At 54.6% G+C, this 16,885-nt stretch carries 15 protein-coding genes; 12 read left to right on the top strand and 3 right to left on the bottom strand.

Features of this window, described 5'->3' with window-relative positions:
• Window positions 1–21: 21 nt before the first annotated feature.
• Window positions 22–942, bottom strand: coding sequence for an allantoinase PuuE (gene puuE, locus ABIE64_RS04915; RefSeq protein ID WP_354376797.1), 921 nt, complete (start codon window positions 940–942; stop codon window positions 22–24).
• A gap of 421 nt (window positions 943–1,363) precedes the next feature.
• Between puuE and uraH the strand changes: the two genes are divergently transcribed.
• The 9 genes from uraH to ABIE64_RS04870 all read left to right on the top strand — a co-directional run bounded on the left by uraH (window position 1,364) and on the right by ABIE64_RS04870 (window position 12,234).
• On the top strand, window positions 1,364–1,717 hold the full coding sequence (gene uraH, locus ABIE64_RS04910; protein WP_354376796.1) for a hydroxyisourate hydrolase: 354 nt from the start codon (window positions 1,364–1,366) through the stop codon (window positions 1,715–1,717).
• A gap of 7 nt (window positions 1,718–1,724) precedes the next feature.
• Window positions 1,725–3,218 carry a xanthine dehydrogenase small subunit gene (gene xdhA / locus ABIE64_RS04905; RefSeq protein ID WP_354376795.1) on the top strand — a complete coding sequence of 498 codons (1,494 nt, stop codon included), beginning with the start codon at window positions 1,725–1,727 and terminating at the stop codon, window positions 3,216–3,218.
• Entirely contained in the window at window positions 3,211–5,619 is a 2,409-nt protein-coding gene (gene xdhB, locus ABIE64_RS04900) for a xanthine dehydrogenase molybdopterin binding subunit (RefSeq protein ID WP_354376794.1), read from the top strand. The genes xdhA and xdhB overlap by 8 nt, the downstream gene beginning before the upstream one ends.
• 4 nt (window positions 5,620–5,623) lie before the next feature.
• On the top strand, window positions 5,624–6,658 hold the full coding sequence (xdhC, locus tag ABIE64_RS04895; RefSeq protein WP_354376793.1) for a xanthine dehydrogenase accessory protein XdhC: 1,035 nt from the start codon (window positions 5,624–5,626) through the stop codon (window positions 6,656–6,658).
• Between the two features lie 132 nt (window positions 6,659–6,790).
• Complete coding sequence (locus ABIE64_RS04890; protein WP_037987646.1) at window positions 6,791–7,243, top strand: nucleoside deaminase; 453 nt, start codon at window positions 6,791–6,793, stop codon at window positions 7,241–7,243.
• 122 nt (window positions 7,244–7,365) lie between these two features.
• Entirely contained in the window at window positions 7,366–8,949 is a 1,584-nt protein-coding gene (locus tag ABIE64_RS04885; protein ID WP_354376927.1) for an ABC transporter ATP-binding protein, read from the top strand.
• Window positions 8,936–10,015, top strand: a complete 1,080-nt coding sequence (locus ABIE64_RS04880; protein WP_354376792.1) for an ABC transporter permease — start codon at window positions 8,936–8,938, stop codon at window positions 10,013–10,015. Before ABIE64_RS04885 ends, ABIE64_RS04880 begins: the two co-directional genes overlap by 14 nt.
• Window positions 10,015–10,935, top strand: coding sequence for an ABC transporter permease (locus ABIE64_RS04875; RefSeq protein ID WP_354376791.1), 921 nt, complete (start codon window positions 10,015–10,017; stop codon window positions 10,933–10,935). Before ABIE64_RS04880 ends, ABIE64_RS04875 begins: the two co-directional genes overlap by 1 nt.
• A 216-nt stretch (window positions 10,936–11,151) precedes the next feature.
• A complete protein-coding gene (locus tag ABIE64_RS04870) occupies window positions 11,152–12,234 on the top strand; it encodes a BMP family ABC transporter substrate-binding protein (protein WP_174441863.1) in 1,083 nt (360 codons plus the stop codon).
• 71 nt (window positions 12,235–12,305) lie between these two features.
• On the opposite strand, the gene ABIE64_RS04865 is transcribed toward ABIE64_RS04870, so the two are convergent.
• Window positions 12,306–12,689 carry a hypothetical protein gene (locus ABIE64_RS04865; RefSeq protein ID WP_110252403.1) on the bottom strand — a complete coding sequence of 128 codons (384 nt, stop codon included), beginning with the start codon at window positions 12,687–12,689 and terminating at the stop codon, window positions 12,306–12,308.
• A gap of 266 nt (window positions 12,690–12,955) precedes the next feature.
• Here ABIE64_RS04865 and ABIE64_RS04860 point away from each other — a divergent pair, with 266 nt between their 5' ends.
• From ABIE64_RS04860 to ABIE64_RS04850, 3 genes are all read left to right on the top strand, one after another.
• Window positions 12,956–13,489 carry a PAS domain-containing protein gene (locus ABIE64_RS04860; RefSeq protein ID WP_007088850.1) on the top strand — a complete coding sequence of 178 codons (534 nt, stop codon included), beginning with the start codon at window positions 12,956–12,958 and terminating at the stop codon, window positions 13,487–13,489.
• A 26-nt stretch (window positions 13,490–13,515) separates the two neighbouring features.
• Window positions 13,516–14,691, top strand: a complete 1,176-nt coding sequence (locus tag ABIE64_RS04855) for a methyl-accepting chemotaxis protein (protein ID WP_007088851.1) — start codon at window positions 13,516–13,518, stop codon at window positions 14,689–14,691.
• 75 nt (window positions 14,692–14,766) lie between these two features.
• Entirely contained in the window at window positions 14,767–15,804 is a 1,038-nt protein-coding gene (locus tag ABIE64_RS04850; RefSeq protein ID WP_354376790.1) for a histone deacetylase family protein, read from the top strand.
• Window positions 15,805–15,868: 64 nt separating this feature from the next.
• Here ABIE64_RS04850 and ABIE64_RS04845 read toward each other — a convergent pair whose 3' ends face one another.
• A complete protein-coding gene (locus ABIE64_RS04845) occupies window positions 15,869–16,783 on the bottom strand; it encodes a LysR family transcriptional regulator (RefSeq protein ID WP_354376789.1) in 915 nt (304 codons plus the stop codon).
• Window positions 16,784–16,885 lie beyond the last annotated feature (102 nt).

The raw sequence follows: 16,885 nt of genomic DNA, 5'->3' as shown, positions 1-16,885 counted from the left end.
AGTTCTTGTTTTTCTTCATGGTTATTGGTTTTCGGTGAACGGATGATGTTCGCGCCAGTGACGCGCAATATCGATGCGACGTGCAAACCAGACATCATCATGACCGCGCACATAATCGACAAAGCGTTTCAGGGCTGCAAACCGACCCGGACGGCCGACAAGACGGCAATGCAAACCGACCGATAGCATCCGCGGGGTTTCAGCACCTTCTTCGTAAAGCGTATCAAAACTGTCTTTCAGATATTGAAAATATTGTTCGCCGGAATTGAAGCCCTGCATGGCGGTAAAGCGCATGTCGTTGACATCAAGCGTATAGGGCACGATCAGATGCGGGGTTTCTGTCTGTGTCGACCAGAAAGGCAGTTCGTCGCTGTAGTCATCCGCGTCATACAGGAAGCCGCCTTCTTCGGCGACAAGCCGCCGGGTGTTAGGGCTTGTGCGGCCTGTATACCAGCCAAGCGGGCGTTCGCCCGTCACATCCTTGATGATGTCGATGGCTTTGTGCAGGTGTTCGCGTTCAAGTTCTTCGGGGAAATATTGGTAATCGATCCAGCGATAACCATGCGAACAGATTTCATGACCATCGCGCATCGCGACTTCGCCAACCTTCGGGTGGCGGGCCAGTGCCATGGCAACGGCAAAGATGGTGATCGGAATTTGCCGTTCGCGAAACAGGTTCAGGATCCGCCAGACACCAACGCGCGAACCATATTCGTAAATCGACTCCATGCTCATATGGCGAACGCCTTCGCGCATGTCGGCACCGATGATTTCCGACAGGAAGGATTCTGACGCGCGATCCCCGTGCAGAACGCAGTTTTCACCGCCTTCCTCGTAATTCAGCACGAACTGCACCGCAACACGGGCCTTGCCCGGCCAGTTGGCCTTTGGCGGATTGGGGCCATAGCCAATCAGGTCGCGTGCATAATTCTGTTCGGTCATCTTTGGCCTCTCCTGATATCGCAACGCCCGGCTTTGTCATGCGGGCTGTTTGGTGTAGCATTAACCATAGGTCGAAGCGCAGCAAGGAAGAACTCCTGCGCGCTGATTGATGGATGATCATGCCGCACTATCAATCTGACTTTGATAATGTTCCTGGACGGGAAATCGCTTTGGCCGGTTTTTTATTGGCTTTTAAAAGCTTTTGATCCGACTTTGATAGTATTCTGCACGAAGCTATGGCAATCGTTTTTCAAAGAATTATTGATATAGTTTCACTTTATCGCCTCTTTCCACGATCCGTGTCCTAATGCGACCTTTTTGAAACGCTATAAATTCGTTCGGCATAAAACGATCAATCAGAAAAGCCGACCAGGGAAGAAGCGACCGACCACCGCATGAGAGAGAAAAGAGGAGGCCCGGCATGGGACGACTGACTACCCATGTTCTAGATACGGCAAAAGGTTGCCCGGCGGGCGGCATCCGGATCGAGCTGCACCGTTTTGGTGACGGCCATGATGATCTGGTCGCCGAAGCCGTAACCAATGCCGACGGGCGAACCGATGTGCCAATGCTTGATGGTGCCTCGTTCAAGCCGGGCGAGTATCAGCTTGTCTTTCATGCCGGGGCGTATTTCGACGCCATCGGTCTTGATCTGCCGGGGCCGAAATTCCTTGATCAGGTCGTAATCCGGTTCGGTATTTCAGATGCGCAGGCACATTATCATGTGCCGCTGCTGCTTTCGCCGTTTGGCTATTCCACCTATCGTGGCAGCTGAGGCCATCATGACCAAACCGGCCCTTGATACACGCGATGATATCCGGTTCTTGTTCGGAAACGAGGAACGTCGCCTGCGCGATATCGATCCGCAAATGACGGTTTTGAGCTGGCTGCGCTTAAACGAGCGCAAGACCGGGACGAAAGAAGGCTGTGCCGAGGGCGATTGTGGTGCCTGCACGGTTATTCTGGGCGAACCGGATGGAATGGGCAGCATGCGTTACCGGACGGTCAATGCCTGTATCCAGTTTATGCCGACCCTTGATGGCAAGCAGCTTCTGACTGTGGAACATCTTAAATCCGATGACGGCAGCCTTCATCCGGTGCAGCAGGCCATGGTAGAAACCCATGGGTCGCAATGCGGTTTCTGTACGCCTGGTTTTGTCATGAGCCTCTATCAGCTTTGGCTGGATGGGGGCGAGGATGACCGGGGTGCCATCAATGACGCCCTTGCCGGGAACCTTTGCCGTTGCACCGGTTACGGACCGATCATCGAAGCCGCCCGCGAGGCCGGTGGCATAAGCGCAACCGATCCGGTCGAACAAAAACGCCGTTCCGATATTGCGACCCGATTGACCGCGATGATCGAAGGTGCAGGCATGCTGGCATTCGAAATGCCGGTGGGTCGTTACTTCGCGCCGCGCAGCAGCGATGAACTGGCCGCACTTTTGGTGGCCCATCCCGATGCGACGGTGCTGGCGGGCGGAACGGATGTCGGGCTTTGGGTGACCAAGATGCTCAAGCGGATTGATCCGATCATTTATATCGGGGATGTCGCCGATCTTAAATCGGTCCGCGAAAAGGGCGGTGCTCTGACCATCGGTGCCGGTGTGACTTATAGCGATGCTCATGCTGCGCTTGGCATGATTGCCGGTGATGTCGGGGAACTGGTTCGCCGGATCGGGTCACGGCAAATCCGCAATGCGGGGACGGTTGGTGGTAATATCGCCAATGGATCGCCGATTGGCGATACACCGCCTGCCTTGATTGCATTGGGCGCGCGGATTGTTCTGCGCATGGGTGATATCCGGCGCGAAGTCGCCCTTGAAGATTTCTTTATCACCTATGGCAAGCAGGACCGGGCCAAGGGCGAGTTCGTTGAAAGCATCATCGTTCCGAAACCAGCCGCCGGGGTGCAGTTCAAGGCTTACAAGATCTCCAAGCGGTTTGATCAGGACATTACGGCGGTTCTTGCGGCCTTTGCCATTCGGATTGATGGCGGCAAGGTGGTCGAGTTCCGGGCGGCATTTGGTGGCATGGCTGGAACACCGATGCGGGCCAAAAAGTGCGAGGCGGCCCTGATCGGCAAGGACTGGAACGAGGCCAGCCTGAGTGCGGCGCAACTGGCTTTGACCAGGGATTTTGCACCGATGTCGGATATGCGGGCATCAAAGGAATACCGCATGCTGGTCGCGCAGAACCTTCTGACCAAACTGTTTATCGAAACAACGGCACCTGAAATTGCCACCCGTCTGGTTGGCAGAGAGGCCGCCCATGTCTGACAACGCACCCAAAATCATCGATACCAAAGACCCGGACGAACTTCTGGCACCGACACCGGGGCTTTCAGGTGGGGTCCGGTCCGCCAGCAAGCATGACAGTGGCCCGAAACATGTCGCGGGCGAAGCGGTTTATGTTGACGATATTCTTGAGCCGTTCGGCACTCTTCATCTGGCACCCGGTGCGGCAACCATCGCACATGGCAGGATTACGAAGATGGATCTGTCAAAGGTGCGATGCGCCCCCGGTGTGGTTTGTGTTCTGACGGCGGATGATGTGCCCGGTGTCAATGACGTGTCACCCGCCCATACCCATGATGATCCGGTTCTGCCCGACGGGATTGTGCAGTTTTACGGTCAGCCGGTTTTCTGTGTTGCCGCCGAAACCCGCGAACAGGCACGCAATGCCGTCAAGCTGGCCGAGATCGAATATGAAGAACTGCCCGCGATCCTGAGCGTTAGGGAAGCACTGGAAAAACAGCAATTTGTTGCACCACCCCATGTCATGGCGCAGGGCGATGCCAAATCGGCACTGGCACGTGCCAAGCATCGCCGGTCCGGGGTGATGGAAATCGGCGGGCAGGATCATTTCTATCTTGAAGGACAGATCACCTTTGCCATCCCGCAGGAAGACGGTGATGTGCTGTTGCATTGTTCGACCCAGCATCCGTCCGAGGTTCAGCACAATATCGCCAATGTCCTTGGTCGTCCGGCCAATGCCGTAACGGTCGAAGTTCGCCGTATGGGGGGCGGTTTTGGTGGCAAGGAAACGCAGGCATCGCAATGGGCGGCACTGGCGGCGATTGTCGCGGTCAAAACCGGGCGTCCGGCAAAAATGCGTCTGGATCGGGATGATGACATGGTCATGACCGGCAAACGCCATGACTTTATTGTCGAATATGATGTCGGCTTTGACGATGATGGCCGGATTTGCGGGCTGGATATTCAATATGCCGTCAATTGCGGTTTCTCGGCCGATCTGTCGGCCGCGATCTGTGATCGTGCGATGTTCCATACCGACAATGCCTATTTCCTTGGCGATGTTGAAATCCGGTCCTATCGCTGCAAAACCAATCTGGTATCCAATACCGCGTTTCGCGGTTTTGGCGGGCCGCAGGGGATGGTGGCGATTGAACGGATCATCGATGAAATCGCTATGACGATTGGCCGCGATCCGCTTGATGTACGGATCGCCAACTATTACGGGACAACCGACCGCAACACGACACCGTATCACATGACGGTCGAGGATAATGTCCTTGCGGAACTGACGGACGACATTCTGGCATCTTGCGATTATCGCAAGCGCCGCAAAGAAATAGATGCGTTTAACGCCGAAAGCCCGGTGATCAAGCGCGGTATTTCAATCACGCCGGTCAAGTTTGGCATTTCCTTTACCACGACCTTCCTTAATCAGGCAGGCGCATTGATCCATATTTATCAGGACGGATCAGTGCATCTGAACCATGGCGGGACGGAAATGGGGCAGGGCCTGTTTATCAAGGTTGCCCAGGTTGTTGCCGAAGAATTCCAGATTGATCTGGACCGGATCAAAATCACGGCAACCAATACCGGCAAGGTTCCCAACACATCGGCAACCGCGGCATCAAGCGGGGCGGATATGAACGGCATGGCAGCGCGCGATGCCGCCATCACAATCAAATCCCGCCTGATTGCATTTGCGGCTGAGAAATACGGTGTGGCCGAGGCTGCCGTCCGGTTTGTTCCGGGCCGGGTGATTGTTGGTGATGTGACCGAACTGGAATTTGCCGATCTGATCAAACAGGCCTATCTGGCGCGTGTTTCGCTTTCGGCAACGGGCTATTATGCGACACCGAAAATACATTATGACCGCGAAACCGCATCGGGTCGGCCGTTCTATTACTTCGCCTATGGCATGGCCTGTTCCGAGGTGATGATCGATACCCTGACCGGTGAATACAAGGTGACCCGCGTTGATATCAGCCACGATGTCGGCCGGTCGTTGAACCCGGCGATTGACCGGGGGCAGATCGAAGGCGGCTTTATTCAAGGGATGGGATGGCTGACATCTGAGGAATTGTGGTGGGATGATGCCGGTCGTTTGCGCACACATGCGCCGTCCACCTATAAAATTCCCGCATGTTCGGATCGTCCGGATGATTTCCGGCTTGAGTTGTGGTCATCCGGAAGAAATGTTGAAAAAAACATCCACAGATCCAAGGCGGTTGGTGAGCCGCCCCTGATGCTGGCGATTTCAGTGCATCGCGCAATTGCTGATGCGATTGCATCGGTCGGGAATTACAAGGTGATCCCGATGCTCGATGCGCCAGCAACCCCCGAAGCCGTCCTGAATGCGGTCGCAAATGTGGCAAAGGGCATGATCGCCCAAAGTCATGATGCGGTTCCGGCGGCGGGGGAATAGCATCATGCGCCTGTCCCATGACGCCCATATTGCTGTTTTGCAGTCCCCTGATCCGGTGATGCTAATCAGTGTGGCGGCCATTCGCGGGTCTACCCCGCGGGAGGCAGGGGCGTTTATGCTGGTCAGCGAAAATGCCATTGCCGGAACGATTGGCGGCGGCAATCTGGAACATCAGGTCACATTGCGTGCCCGTCAAACTCTTGCCTCGCAGGGCGATATCATCGCGGAACTGGTCCCGTTCCCCTTGGGGCCGGGGCTTGGGCAATGTTGCGGGGGCGCTGTCGATATTGCATTTCACCGGCTGAACCCGATACAAAAGCATCAGCTGGCCACCGCAATAAGCAGCACACAAAACCGCGCCGGTACTGGTCATGGTGACTGGGTATTGTTGCCGATGGGCGAAAGCCGACATCTTGAAACTGCCAGCGCTGCGGATGCCGAAGCACTGGATCATCTTTTTACAGGTGTGCGCGGCGGTTTGTCGGGGGCGGGCGAGGAACGGAAACTTTGCTTGCGGCTTGACGACGGGGCAACACCGCTTTGGCTGTTTGGTGCCGGGCATGTCGGGCAGGCGATTGTTCAGGCACTGGCACCCTTGCCGTTCGATCTTCATCTGATCGATTCGCGTGATGAATACCTGACCCTGCCAGAAACAGCAAAACTGCATCTGCATCAAAGCGATAGGCCACAGGACGAGGTGGGCGACATGCCGTCTGGTGCCTTCGCACTCATCCTGACGCACAGTCACGCACAGGATTTTGACATCTGCCGGGCGGCGTTGATGCAGGATGATCTTGGTTTTGTCGGCATGATCGGAAGCCAAACCAAACGCGCGCGTTTTGTCCGGCGATTAAAATATCGTGGGTTGGGTGATGCGGAAATCGGTCGTTTGACATGCCCGATTGGAATTCAAGGCATTGCCTGCAAACAACCGGCAATCATCGCGGCATCGGTCGCGGTGCAATTGCTGTCCGTGCGTGAAGCACGAATGGCGCAAAATCTGGTGAACAGGGTCGCACAAGACGGCCTTGCCGGATGATAAAGGCCTTCTTTGCAAGGCATATAAATGATAAAGGGCCGCGCCAATAGTGGCCTGATCAGGAGGATCCGTTCACCGGATCAGGAGTTCATATAGGGAGATTTGGCTGTGTGTGGTGCCAAGCATGAACACATGCTCCATGCCGTGAATTTATCGCGGGCAAAAATGGAAGAAGGCTGTGGCGGTCCGTTCGGGGCAATCATTGTCAGGAACGGTGAAGTCGTTGCCGAAGGATGGAACAATGTCACATCCAGCAACGATCCGACCGCCCATGCCGAGGTCAGTGCCATCCGCGCGGCCTGCGAAAAGCTTGGTACCTTCAATCTTGCCGGATGCGAGATTTACACCAGTTGCGAACCCTGCCCGATGTGCCTTGCCGCGATCTATTGGGCCCGTCTTGACCGAATCTATTATGCCAATTCCCGCGAAGATGCCGCGGCAATCGGCTTTGACGATCAATTCCTGTATGATGAAGTGGCAAAACCGATCCCGGATCGGAGCCTGCCTTGCGAACATCTGGATTTAGGGGAAGCGCGTGATGTCTTTGCGGCCTGGGATGCCAAAGAAGATAAAATCGCGTATTGAGACCGTTTGATTAGCAAACCGTGAACGGGTAATACCAACGGTGCGCGTGATCGGATCGCAAAATAGGGGTGGCAGCAGTGACGTCAAGGACCGGGAATACCGGCTCAGATACAGGCTTGGTGATGACAGGCGCGGTGAAACCGGCACAGCTTGAAGTGCGCGGTGTGACCAAGGCCTTTCCGGGCTGTCTGGCAAATGACGATATCAGTTTCCGTATCGAACCTGGCGAAATCCATGCCCTTCTGGGGGAAAATGGCGCGGGTAAAAGTACGCTTGTGAAAATCATCTATGGCGTGTTGCAGGCCGATCATGGCGCATTGCTGTGGGAAGGAAAGCCGGTCACGATCCATAGCCCGCATGACGCACGCGAAATGGGCATTGGGCTGGTATTCCAGCATTTTTCGCTGTTTGAAACCATGACGGTTCTGGAAAACATCGCATTGGCGATGAACGACGTGCGCGATATGGCCGCCCTGCGTCAGCAGGTGATCGAGGTCGAAAAGACCTATGGTCTGCCGCTTGATCCAGATCGGCATGTCTATACACTTTCGGTTGGTGAACGTCAGCGGATCGAAATCGTCAGATGCCTTCTGCAAAATCCAAAACTGCTTATTCTGGACGAGCCGACATCGGTCTTGACCCCGCAGGAAGTCGAAAAGCTGTTTGAAACATTGCGCCGTCTTGCAGATGAAGGTTGCGCGATCCTGTATATCAGCCACAAGCTGCACGAAGTCAAAGCACTGTGTCAGAAGGCGACCGTCTTGCGCGGCGGCAAGGTCGTTGGCGGGTGTGATCCGCGCGCGGAAACGGCGAAATCCATGGCCGAAATGATGATCGGCCAGAAACTGACCGCACCTGATCGCAGCGGGACACGCAAATTCGGCGATGTGCGTCTTGATATTTCCGATCTCTCACTGATCAGCGACGAACAATTCGGCACCGACCTTAAGGGGATTGGTCTTAAGGTGCGGGGCGGGGAAATCATGGGGGTTGCCGGTGTTGCCGGCAATGGCCAGAACGAGCTGTTTCAGGCACTGGCCGGCGAAACCGAAATCATCGGCACGCCGGACTGCATCAAAATTGATGGCAATCCGGTTGCGCATTTTGGTCCGCGCCGCCGCCGTCGGCTTGGCGCTGCGTTTGTGCCCGAAGAACGTAACGGGCATGGTGCCGTTCCTGATATGAGCCTGTCGGAAAACGGGTTTTTAACAGCGTTTCGTCGTATGGCGTTGTCTGCACGTGGTCTGATCCGCGAAGTGCCGACCCGTACCTTTGCCGACAAGATCATCAAGACATTTGATGTACGCACCACCGGTGCCTCGGCCGAGGCCGGAAGCCTTTCGGGGGGAAACCTCCAGAAATTCATCGTCGGGCGTGAAATCCTTCAGGATCCGGGCGTACTGGTGATTTCCCAACCGACCTGGGGTGTGGATGCCGGTGCGGCAAGTGCCATCCATCAGGCATTGCTTGATCTGGCGGCGAAGGGCACGGCGGTTCTGGTGATTTCGCAGGATCTGGACGAGATTTTCGCCATCTGTGATCAGGTGGTGGTGATGGCCGAAGGCAAGATGTCCGCCCCGCGGCCGATGGCCGACGTCAGTGTCGAGGAAATCGGTTTGTTGATGGGGGGACTTCACGATCTGGACGGCGACGTAACCCTGAAGACGAAAGAGCTTATCGAAGGAGATCACGTTGGTCAGGCTTGAACCCCGTCGCCAGCATAGTCAGGCGATGGTTTATCTGTCGCCGGTTCTGGCAATTCTCACGACGCTGTTTGTCGGCGGGATCATCTTTTCCTTTATGGGCAAGAACCCGTTCGATGCGCTCTATACTTTCTTCATCCTGCCGATCAACAACAGCTACGGACTTTCGGAACTGTTTGTTAAGGCAACTCCGCTTGTGATCATTGCCATCGGGCTGTCGATGGGGTTCCGCGCCAATGTCTGGAACATCGGTGCCGAGGGTCAATTGACCATGGGCGCCATATTCGGCGGTGGTCTTGCGCTGTATTTTCATGACAGTGAAAGCATGTTCCTTTTGCCCGCAATGTTTGTTCTTGGGGCGATTGGCGGGGCCTTCTGGGGGGCGATACCGGCGCTTTTGCGCACCAGATTCAATGCCAACGAAATCCTGACCAGCCTGATGCTGACCTATGTCGCAACACTGTTTCTGAGCTTCCTTGTGCATGGGCCGTGGCGCAACCCCGAAGGATTCAACTTCCCTGAATCCCGCCCGTTCCCGGATGCAGGCCTGTTGCCGATCATTTATGACGGGACGCGGGTCCACCTTGGAACGGCCTTTGCGGTACTGGTGGTGATTGCCGGGTGGATTTTGCTGTCGAAATCCGTGATCGGGTTCCAGTTGCGCGTGGTGGGCAAGGCCCCGCAGGCCGCGCGTCATGTTGGGTTCCGGCAGAAACGCATGGTCTGGTTTACCCTGTTGCTGGGCGGCGGTCTTTCCGGTCTTGCCGGTCTGTTTGAGGTTGCCGGACCTATCGGTCAGTTGCAACCCGCCATATCGCCCGGTTATGGCTTTACCGCGATTATCGTTGCCTTCCTTGGGCGGTTGCATCCGCTGGGTATTCTGTTTGGTGGGCTGATCATGGCGCTGACCTACCTAGGGGGGGAATTGGCCCAGATTACGTTGGGGCTGCCAAATGCAGTAACCGGCCTGTTCCAGGGGATTTTGCTGTTCTTCCTGCTGGCATGTGATGTTTTGACCAAGTACCGGGTTCGTTTCGGAACCCCTGCTGCCAAAGGGGAGGCCGCATAATGGATTGGCTCATTCCACTGATGCTGACTGTGATTACGGCATCGACCCCGCTTTTGCTGGCGTCGACCGGCGAACTGATCACCGAAAAATCCGGTGTGCTGAACCTTGGCGTAGAAGGCATGATGCTGGTTGGTGCGATTTCCGGCTTTGCGGTTACCGCGTCAAGCGGATCGGCTATTCTGGGTATTCTGGCGGCGATCATTGCCGGGATGTTGATGTCGCTGATCTTCGCCTTCCTGACATTGACCCTTATGGCCAATCAGGTGGCAACGGGTTTGGCTCTGACCATATTCGGGGTCGGTTTTTCAGCGCTTGTTGGCTCCGGCTTTGTCGGTTTTGCGATTGAACCGCTTCCGGGGCTTCATATCCCGGTTCTGACCGATATTCCGCTGGTTGGTGAAATTCTGTTTGGTCAGGATTTTCTGGTTTATCTGTCGATTGTGATGGTGATTGCGGTCGGATTTTTCCTGTCACGGACCCGTGGCGGATTGATACTCAAGGCGGTTGGTGATTCTCATCATTCCGCGCATGCCATCGGCTATTCGGTGATCAAAATCCGCTATATGGCGACCATGTTTGGTGGGGCAATGGCGGGGCTTGCCGGGGCGTATCTGTCACTGTCATATACGCCGATGTGGGCCGAAAACATGACCGCGGGCCGTGGCTGGATCGCATTGGCACTTGTGGTGTTTGCAACATGGCGTCCGGGGCGATTGTTGGCGGGGGCCTATATGTTCGGGCTTATTTCGGTATTGCAGCTCCATGCGCAAAGTGCGGGTGTTCATGTCCCGTCACAATTCATGTCGATGTTGCCTTACCTTGCGACCGTGATTGTTCTGGTGATCATTTCCAGTGATCGCGCCAAGATCAGATTGAATGCACCTGCCTGTATCGGGCAGGCGTTCCGGCCCGCACAATAGGGGCGGTGAAACGGGATCGGGGGACGCCAAAAGATTCTCCGACCCGGTGGGAGGAAGTGCGTATCGGACCAAAACTCAATCAAGCCGGTCTGAATATCATCTCTGGATATCATCAGGCCGGTTTGGCTGAGTCTTGGTCTGGACAAGAACACGTCATTGATTGCGTAAACAATTGGGTTTAAATCCTGATTAGCTGATTAACAGGGAGACCAGATAATGAATGCAAACCTCGTGAAGCGCACGCTTGCCGCCGTTGTGGCAACCGGTGCACTTGCACTCGGCATGGGTGCAGCCCAGGCTGAAGACGTCAAAGCCGGCTTTGTTTATGTCGGCCCGATTGGTGACCATGGCTGGTCCTATCGTCACGACATCGGTCGTCAGGCAATCGAAGCGGCCCTTGGTGACAATGCCACCACCAGTTACGTCGAAAGCGTTCCGGAAGGTGCCGATGCTGAACGTGTGATCCGTCAGCTGGCCCAGACCGGCCATAACCTGATTTTCACCACCTCGTTCGGTTTCATGAACCCGACTGTCAAGGTCGCCAAGCAGTTCCCGAATGTGAAATTCGAACATGCAACCGGTTACAAACGTGATGCAAACGTTTCGACCTATGCCGCACGTTTCTATGAAGGCCGTTACGTTGCTGGTGTGATCGCTGGTAAAATGACCAAGTCGAACATTGTCGGCTATGTCGGTTCGTTCCCGATCCCGGAAGTTGTTCGTGGCATCAACGCCTTCATGCTGGGTGCATGGTCGGTTAACCCGGATGTGAAAGTCAAAATCGTCTGGGCAAACACTTGGTACGATCCGGGCAAAGAAGGCGACGCAGCCAAGGCCCTGATTGATCAGGGTGCTGACATCATGGTCCAGCACACCGATAGCCCGGCTCCGCTTCAGGTTGCCGAGAACCGCGGTATCGTCGGTTTTGGTCAGGCATCCGACATGATCAAATTCGCCCCGAAGGCACAGTTGACCGCGATTGTTGACCATTGGGATGAATATTATGTCGCACGCGCCAAGGCTGTCATGGATGGTACTTGGGAATCAATCGACACATGGGGCGGTATTGATTCCGGTATGGTGGACATGGCACCTTACACCAACATGCCGGACGACGTAAAAGCACTGGCCGAAGAAACCGAAGCCAAGATCGCATCAGGTGAAATTCATCCGTTCGCAGGCCCGATCTATGATCAGGCTGGCGAATTGCGCATCAAGGAAGGCGAAGATGCAACCGACGAAATGCTTCTGGGCATGGACTGGTACATCAAAGGCATTGATGCCGAACTGCCGAAATAATCACGATTTGCACGTCCTGTAACGGCGACGTACTGAACAACCCCGCATCTGATGTGCGGGGTTGTTTCGTTTCAGGGCTTCTTGATGCTTGTTTCCGTATCACCCGGACGGATGCGTTTCGGGCTGTCATCGACTTTTTCGTAGGCGATCATTTCCATCTTCGGGTGTAGCAAGGCATAAAGTGCAGCGCGCCAGAATTTCAGTTTGACCTTGTGCTCGCGCGTTTTACCCGCCCAGCGTTCGCGAAAAAGCTCCATATCCTCCCGCCGGGAAAAATAGATCACCAGATCGACGATGGGGGCGGATTGGGTCGCGCGCGGCAGTTCGATATTGCGAATGCCCATGGTCCATCTGTCGCTGCGGATATTCTTGTCCAGCCAGTCAAGCACGCCCTGGGCAGAGCGCTTTTCATGGATCACCACGCGAAATGGAAAGTCCCGAAGATCTTTTGTCATGTTGCTTCCCTGCAAACACCCCCTTATCAGAAGATCAAAAGGATGACCGCCTGACAAGACATGATCGTTGGTCGATCCTACTATTGTATGTTGGGATTGTGGGGGCCAATTATATTTATCTAATTTTTATCATCGCGCTTAGTCTATGTATCACATGGATATTTTACATTTATCATTCGCGGATATATCGTTACATGGTATCCGGGCATTCAAACTGCTGTGATCTAAAATAGCAGGTAATCGGACAGAAAATCGGGGAAAGAAACGTGAGCCAAACGCCAGTCAGGGCCAAGCCAACGGGCAAGGAACGTCATTTCGAGCCGGAAGAACTGATCGTCAGCAAAACTGACCTTAAAGGCCGGATTACATATGCGAACGAGGTTTTCCTGCGTCTATCTGACTACCATGAAAAGGAAGTTCTCGGGCAGCCTCATTCGCTTATTCGTCATCCCGATATGCCGCGCTGTGTTTTCAAATTGCTGTGGGATGAAATAGCCGCCGGTCACGAGATTTTCGCTTATGTCGTCAACATGTCAAAGAATGGCGATCATTACTGGGTGTACGCCCATATCACGCCCAGTCTTGACGCGAATGGCAAAATCATCGGCTACCACTCGAACCGTCGGGTGGCTGATCCAAAGGTTCTTAAAGACACGATCATCCCGCTTTATGCGGAACTCCGCCAGATCGAAGAAAGCACCGCCAACCGTAAGGACGGCATGATCGCCGCGGAAAAAGCTCTGGCGCAAAAGCTTTCAGATGCCGGTCTGGCATACGACAAATTCATTCAAAGCCTTTAGGCTGTTTGCTAATTCGAGGTTTCAAAATGTCGCTATTTGGTGGTTCTAGCAAATCGGGGATCAAAAAGGCACTGGACGTTGTTCTGGCCGCAGCCGAAGGTGATTACGAAGCGCGCATAACCAGCGTCGACAGTCATCCCGACATGCGCGAACTTTTCATCGCGATCAACAGGTTGATTGACCGAAATGACGCTTTCTTGCGCGAAAGTGCTGCATCGATGGGGGCTGTTTCTGAAAACCGGTATTATCGTCGGATTGTCGAAACCGGGCTTGTCGGGGCCTATCTGACGTCGGCACAGAAAATCAATGCGGCGACCGCGTCGATTGAACAAAAACTGACCGGTTTCAATACCATCGTTGAAGAATTCAAAAGCGGTTCATTCGAAGCCGTTGATCAGATTGCCGAGGCCGCGGGTGCGCTTTCAAGCGCATCGGGTGACGCCAATCGTATTGCACATGAAACCAGTTCGCGTTCGACAAACGTTGCCGCCGCGGCCCGTCAAACGGCGGCCAATGTTGCTGGCGTGTCCGAGGCATCCGAAGAACTCAATCAGTCGATCCGCACTGTTGCCGATCAGGCTCGTGAATCGGTAGAAATTGCCAATCGTGCGAATGGCCTGGCACAGGAAACGGATGGGCGTATCGGCCAGCTCGAAGCAGCAGCAGGCGAGATTGTCGAAGTTGTCAGCTTTATCCGCGACATCGCGGCACAGACCAACCTTCTGGCTCTGAATGCGACCATCGAGGCGGCCCGTGCAGGCGAGGCGGGCAAGGGCTTTGCCGTGGTTGCAAACGAGGTCAAGGGCCTTGCCAACCAGACCAGCAAGGCAACGGAATCGATCGAGGAAAAAGTTCAGGATATTCAGAATGCAATTGAGGCATCGGTCAATTCGATCCGCGAGATTGCATCTGTCATTGATGATCTGGCCATCCGTTCGGATCTGATTTCGAATAATGTTGAAACCCAGACGGCATTGTCATCAAACATCACCCGCAATGTCGAACAGGCATCCAGCGGCGCACAGGAAGTGACCGACAATATCACCGTGGTTTCCGAAATGGCCGGTCAGACTGGCGAGGCCGCCGATACCACCCGCGATATGGCGGGCAAACTGGCGCGGGAGTCTGAAAATCTGCGCAAGCAGCTGGGCGGGTTCCTCGATACCATCGCCGAACTGCTGTACAGCACCGCGCGCAAATAGCTACCTGTTAAGAACTTTCTGCTACGATAAGGGGATAGATGCCCCTTATCGCCTTTGCCGGAAAGGAAGTCAGTCATGCGTGTGTTTTTTAATTCCCGCCACGATGCCCATGACGGGAATGGTGAAATGCAGCATGGGCGTTTGATTCCATGCTTTGAAAATTCCCGCCGGATGGCAATCATCCGCGATGCGGTGGCCCATTCCGTACAGGCGCAGCTGGTTGACCCGACCGATCATGGCATGGCTCCGATTGCCGCCATTCATGATGCGGATTATCTGTCCTTTCTTGAAAACGCTTGGGCGGACTGGAATGCCGCAGGCAATGATCATGATGCTTTTCCCTATGTCTGGCCGACAGCCGGTTTTTCCGGTGGTCATCCCGCTCATATCAGCGCGCGTCTTGGGCAATATGCCATTTCATCGGATACCCCGATCACCAAGGGGACATGGAAGGCGGCCTATTGGGGCGCACAAACCGTTGTGTCGGCGGCCGATGCCGTCTGGAACGATGGCGAGGCATCCTTTGCCCTGACCCGCCCGCCGGGGCATCATGCACATGCCAATCGTTATGGCGGATATTGCTTCCTTAATAACTCTGCCATTGCCGCCCAGCAGATGATTACCAAAGGTGCGAAAAAGGTCGCGATTCTTGATATCGATTACCATCACGGTAACGGAACGCAGGATATTTTCTATGACCGTGGTGATGCTCTGACCGTGTCGATCCACGCAGATCCCAAGCATCAATTCCCGTTCTTTATGGGTTATGAAAACGAAACCGGTCGTCTGGACGGGCAGGGGGCGAACCTGAATATCGTGCTTCCCGGCGGATCGGATTTCGGGCCGTGGTCACAAGGTTTTGCAAGAGCTATTCAAAAAATTATCATCTGGCAGCCGCAAGCTTTGGTAATCGCGCTCGGCGTTGATGCTCATGAGGCCGAAACGCTGTGCGATTTCAAGCTGCAAACCGATGATTTTAAACGGATTGGCCAGATGATCGGGCGATTGGGATTGAAAACCGTCTTTGTCATGGAAGGTGGTTATGCCCATGACGTCATCGGTTTCAATGTCGCGGCTGTTCTGGGTGGGTATCTGTCCGAAATCAAAAAGTAATACAAACAAAAGCCTCAAAACGCCTTGCATCTATCGGAGCGTTTTGTGGATATACGGATTTGTATCAGCTCTTATCCCATGGCGGTGTCCCGCCAAACTCGCTTACCAGAAAATCGACAAAGGCCCGCACACGTGTTGGCAGGTAACGGTTTTCTGGATAAAGCGCGTAAACCGCATGGGCTGGAGGCGTATAATCGGGCAGAACCACCTGAAGCTGGCCGTTGCGGATATGGTCGCCGACTTCCCAGTGGGATTTAAGCGCGATGCCATGCCCATCAAGGCACCAGCGGGTCAGCACTTCACCATTGTCTGAATCCATGGATCCGGAAACCGACAGGGTTACCGGGCCTTCCGTTTTGGCACCATGCAGGGTCCATTGATATTGCCGTGATCCCGGAAAACGCAACAACAGGCAGTTGTGATGCAACAAATCGCCCGGCGCCTTGGGAATGCCATGTCGTTTCAGATAGGCCGGGCTTGCCACCAGCATACGTTTATTGGCTGCAAGCTTGCGCACGATCAGCGAGCTTTCCTTTAACTCGGCAATGCGAATGGCGAGATCGACCTTGTCCTGAAGCAGGTCAAGCAACCGGTCGGAAAGGTGTAGTCTGATCTGAACGTCCGGGTTTTTCTCAACAAACTTCGGGATGATAGGGGCGACATATTTGTTGCCAAATGCAATCGGGCAGGTCAGCGTTACCGGACCGCGCGTGGTGTTTTTCTGATTGGCGATGGCATTTTCGGCTTCCTGCATTTCGGCCAGAATGCGCAGGCAGTGCCGGTAATAAACATCGCCCTCAGTGGTAAGGTTCACCCGGCGTGTGGTGCGGTTCAAAAGCCGCACGCCGAGCCGTTCTTCAAGGCGCGCAATCCGGTTTGAAACGACCGCCGCCGAATGGCGCAGCTCGCGCCCGGCGGCAGACAGGTTTCCAAGTTCGGCTACGCGGACAAAAATCTGGATGTCCTCAAAGTCGGACATGGGTTGCGGGCTCCTGATACAGCTTTTTTATTTTCTGAATTTGTGTGTTTCCAAATCCTGACGGCTACTGTGCCATTTTAAAAAATAACTTGAAAGTCATTT

Origin of the sequence: Thalassospira sp. MBR-102 (assembly GCF_040549275.1) — a bacterium.
GTDB classification, from domain to species: Bacteria; Pseudomonadota; Alphaproteobacteria; order Rhodospirillales; family Thalassospiraceae; genus Thalassospira; species Thalassospira xiamenensis.
This window is presented reverse-complemented; position numbering and strand designations above follow the sequence as displayed.

Bases quoted from the DNA above. Each gene is read 5' to 3' on its own strand.
- puuE (WP_354376797.1), bottom strand. From the start codon at position 942: ATGACCGAACAGAATTATGCACGCGACCTGATTGGCTATGGCCCCAAT.
- uraH (WP_354376796.1), top strand. From the start codon at position 1,364: ATGGGACGACTGACTACCCATGTTCTAGATACGGCAAAAGGTTGCCCG.
- xdhA (WP_354376795.1), top strand. From the start codon at position 1,725: ATGACCAAACCGGCCCTTGATACACGCGATGATATCCGGTTCTTGTTC.
- xdhB (WP_354376794.1), top strand. From the start codon at position 3,211: ATGTCTGACAACGCACCCAAAATCATCGATACCAAAGACCCGGACGAA.
- xdhC (WP_354376793.1), top strand. From the start codon at position 5,624: ATGCGCCTGTCCCATGACGCCCATATTGCTGTTTTGCAGTCCCCTGAT.
- ABIE64_RS04890 (WP_037987646.1), top strand. From the start codon at position 6,791: ATGCTCCATGCCGTGAATTTATCGCGGGCAAAAATGGAAGAAGGCTGT.
- ABIE64_RS04885 (WP_354376927.1), top strand. From the start codon at position 7,366: ATGACAGGCGCGGTGAAACCGGCACAGCTTGAAGTGCGCGGTGTGACC.
- ABIE64_RS04875 (WP_354376791.1), top strand. From the start codon at position 10,015: ATGGATTGGCTCATTCCACTGATGCTGACTGTGATTACGGCATCGACC.
- ABIE64_RS04870 (WP_174441863.1), top strand. From the start codon at position 11,152: ATGAATGCAAACCTCGTGAAGCGCACGCTTGCCGCCGTTGTGGCAACC.
- ABIE64_RS04865 (WP_110252403.1), bottom strand. From the start codon at position 12,689: ATGACAAAAGATCTTCGGGACTTTCCATTTCGCGTGGTGATCCATGAA.
- ABIE64_RS04855 (WP_007088851.1), top strand. From the start codon at position 13,516: ATGTCGCTATTTGGTGGTTCTAGCAAATCGGGGATCAAAAAGGCACTG.
- ABIE64_RS04850 (WP_354376790.1), top strand. From the start codon at position 14,767: ATGCGTGTGTTTTTTAATTCCCGCCACGATGCCCATGACGGGAATGGT.
- ABIE64_RS04845 (WP_354376789.1), bottom strand. From the start codon at position 16,783: ATGTCCGACTTTGAGGACATCCAGATTTTTGTCCGCGTAGCCGAACTT.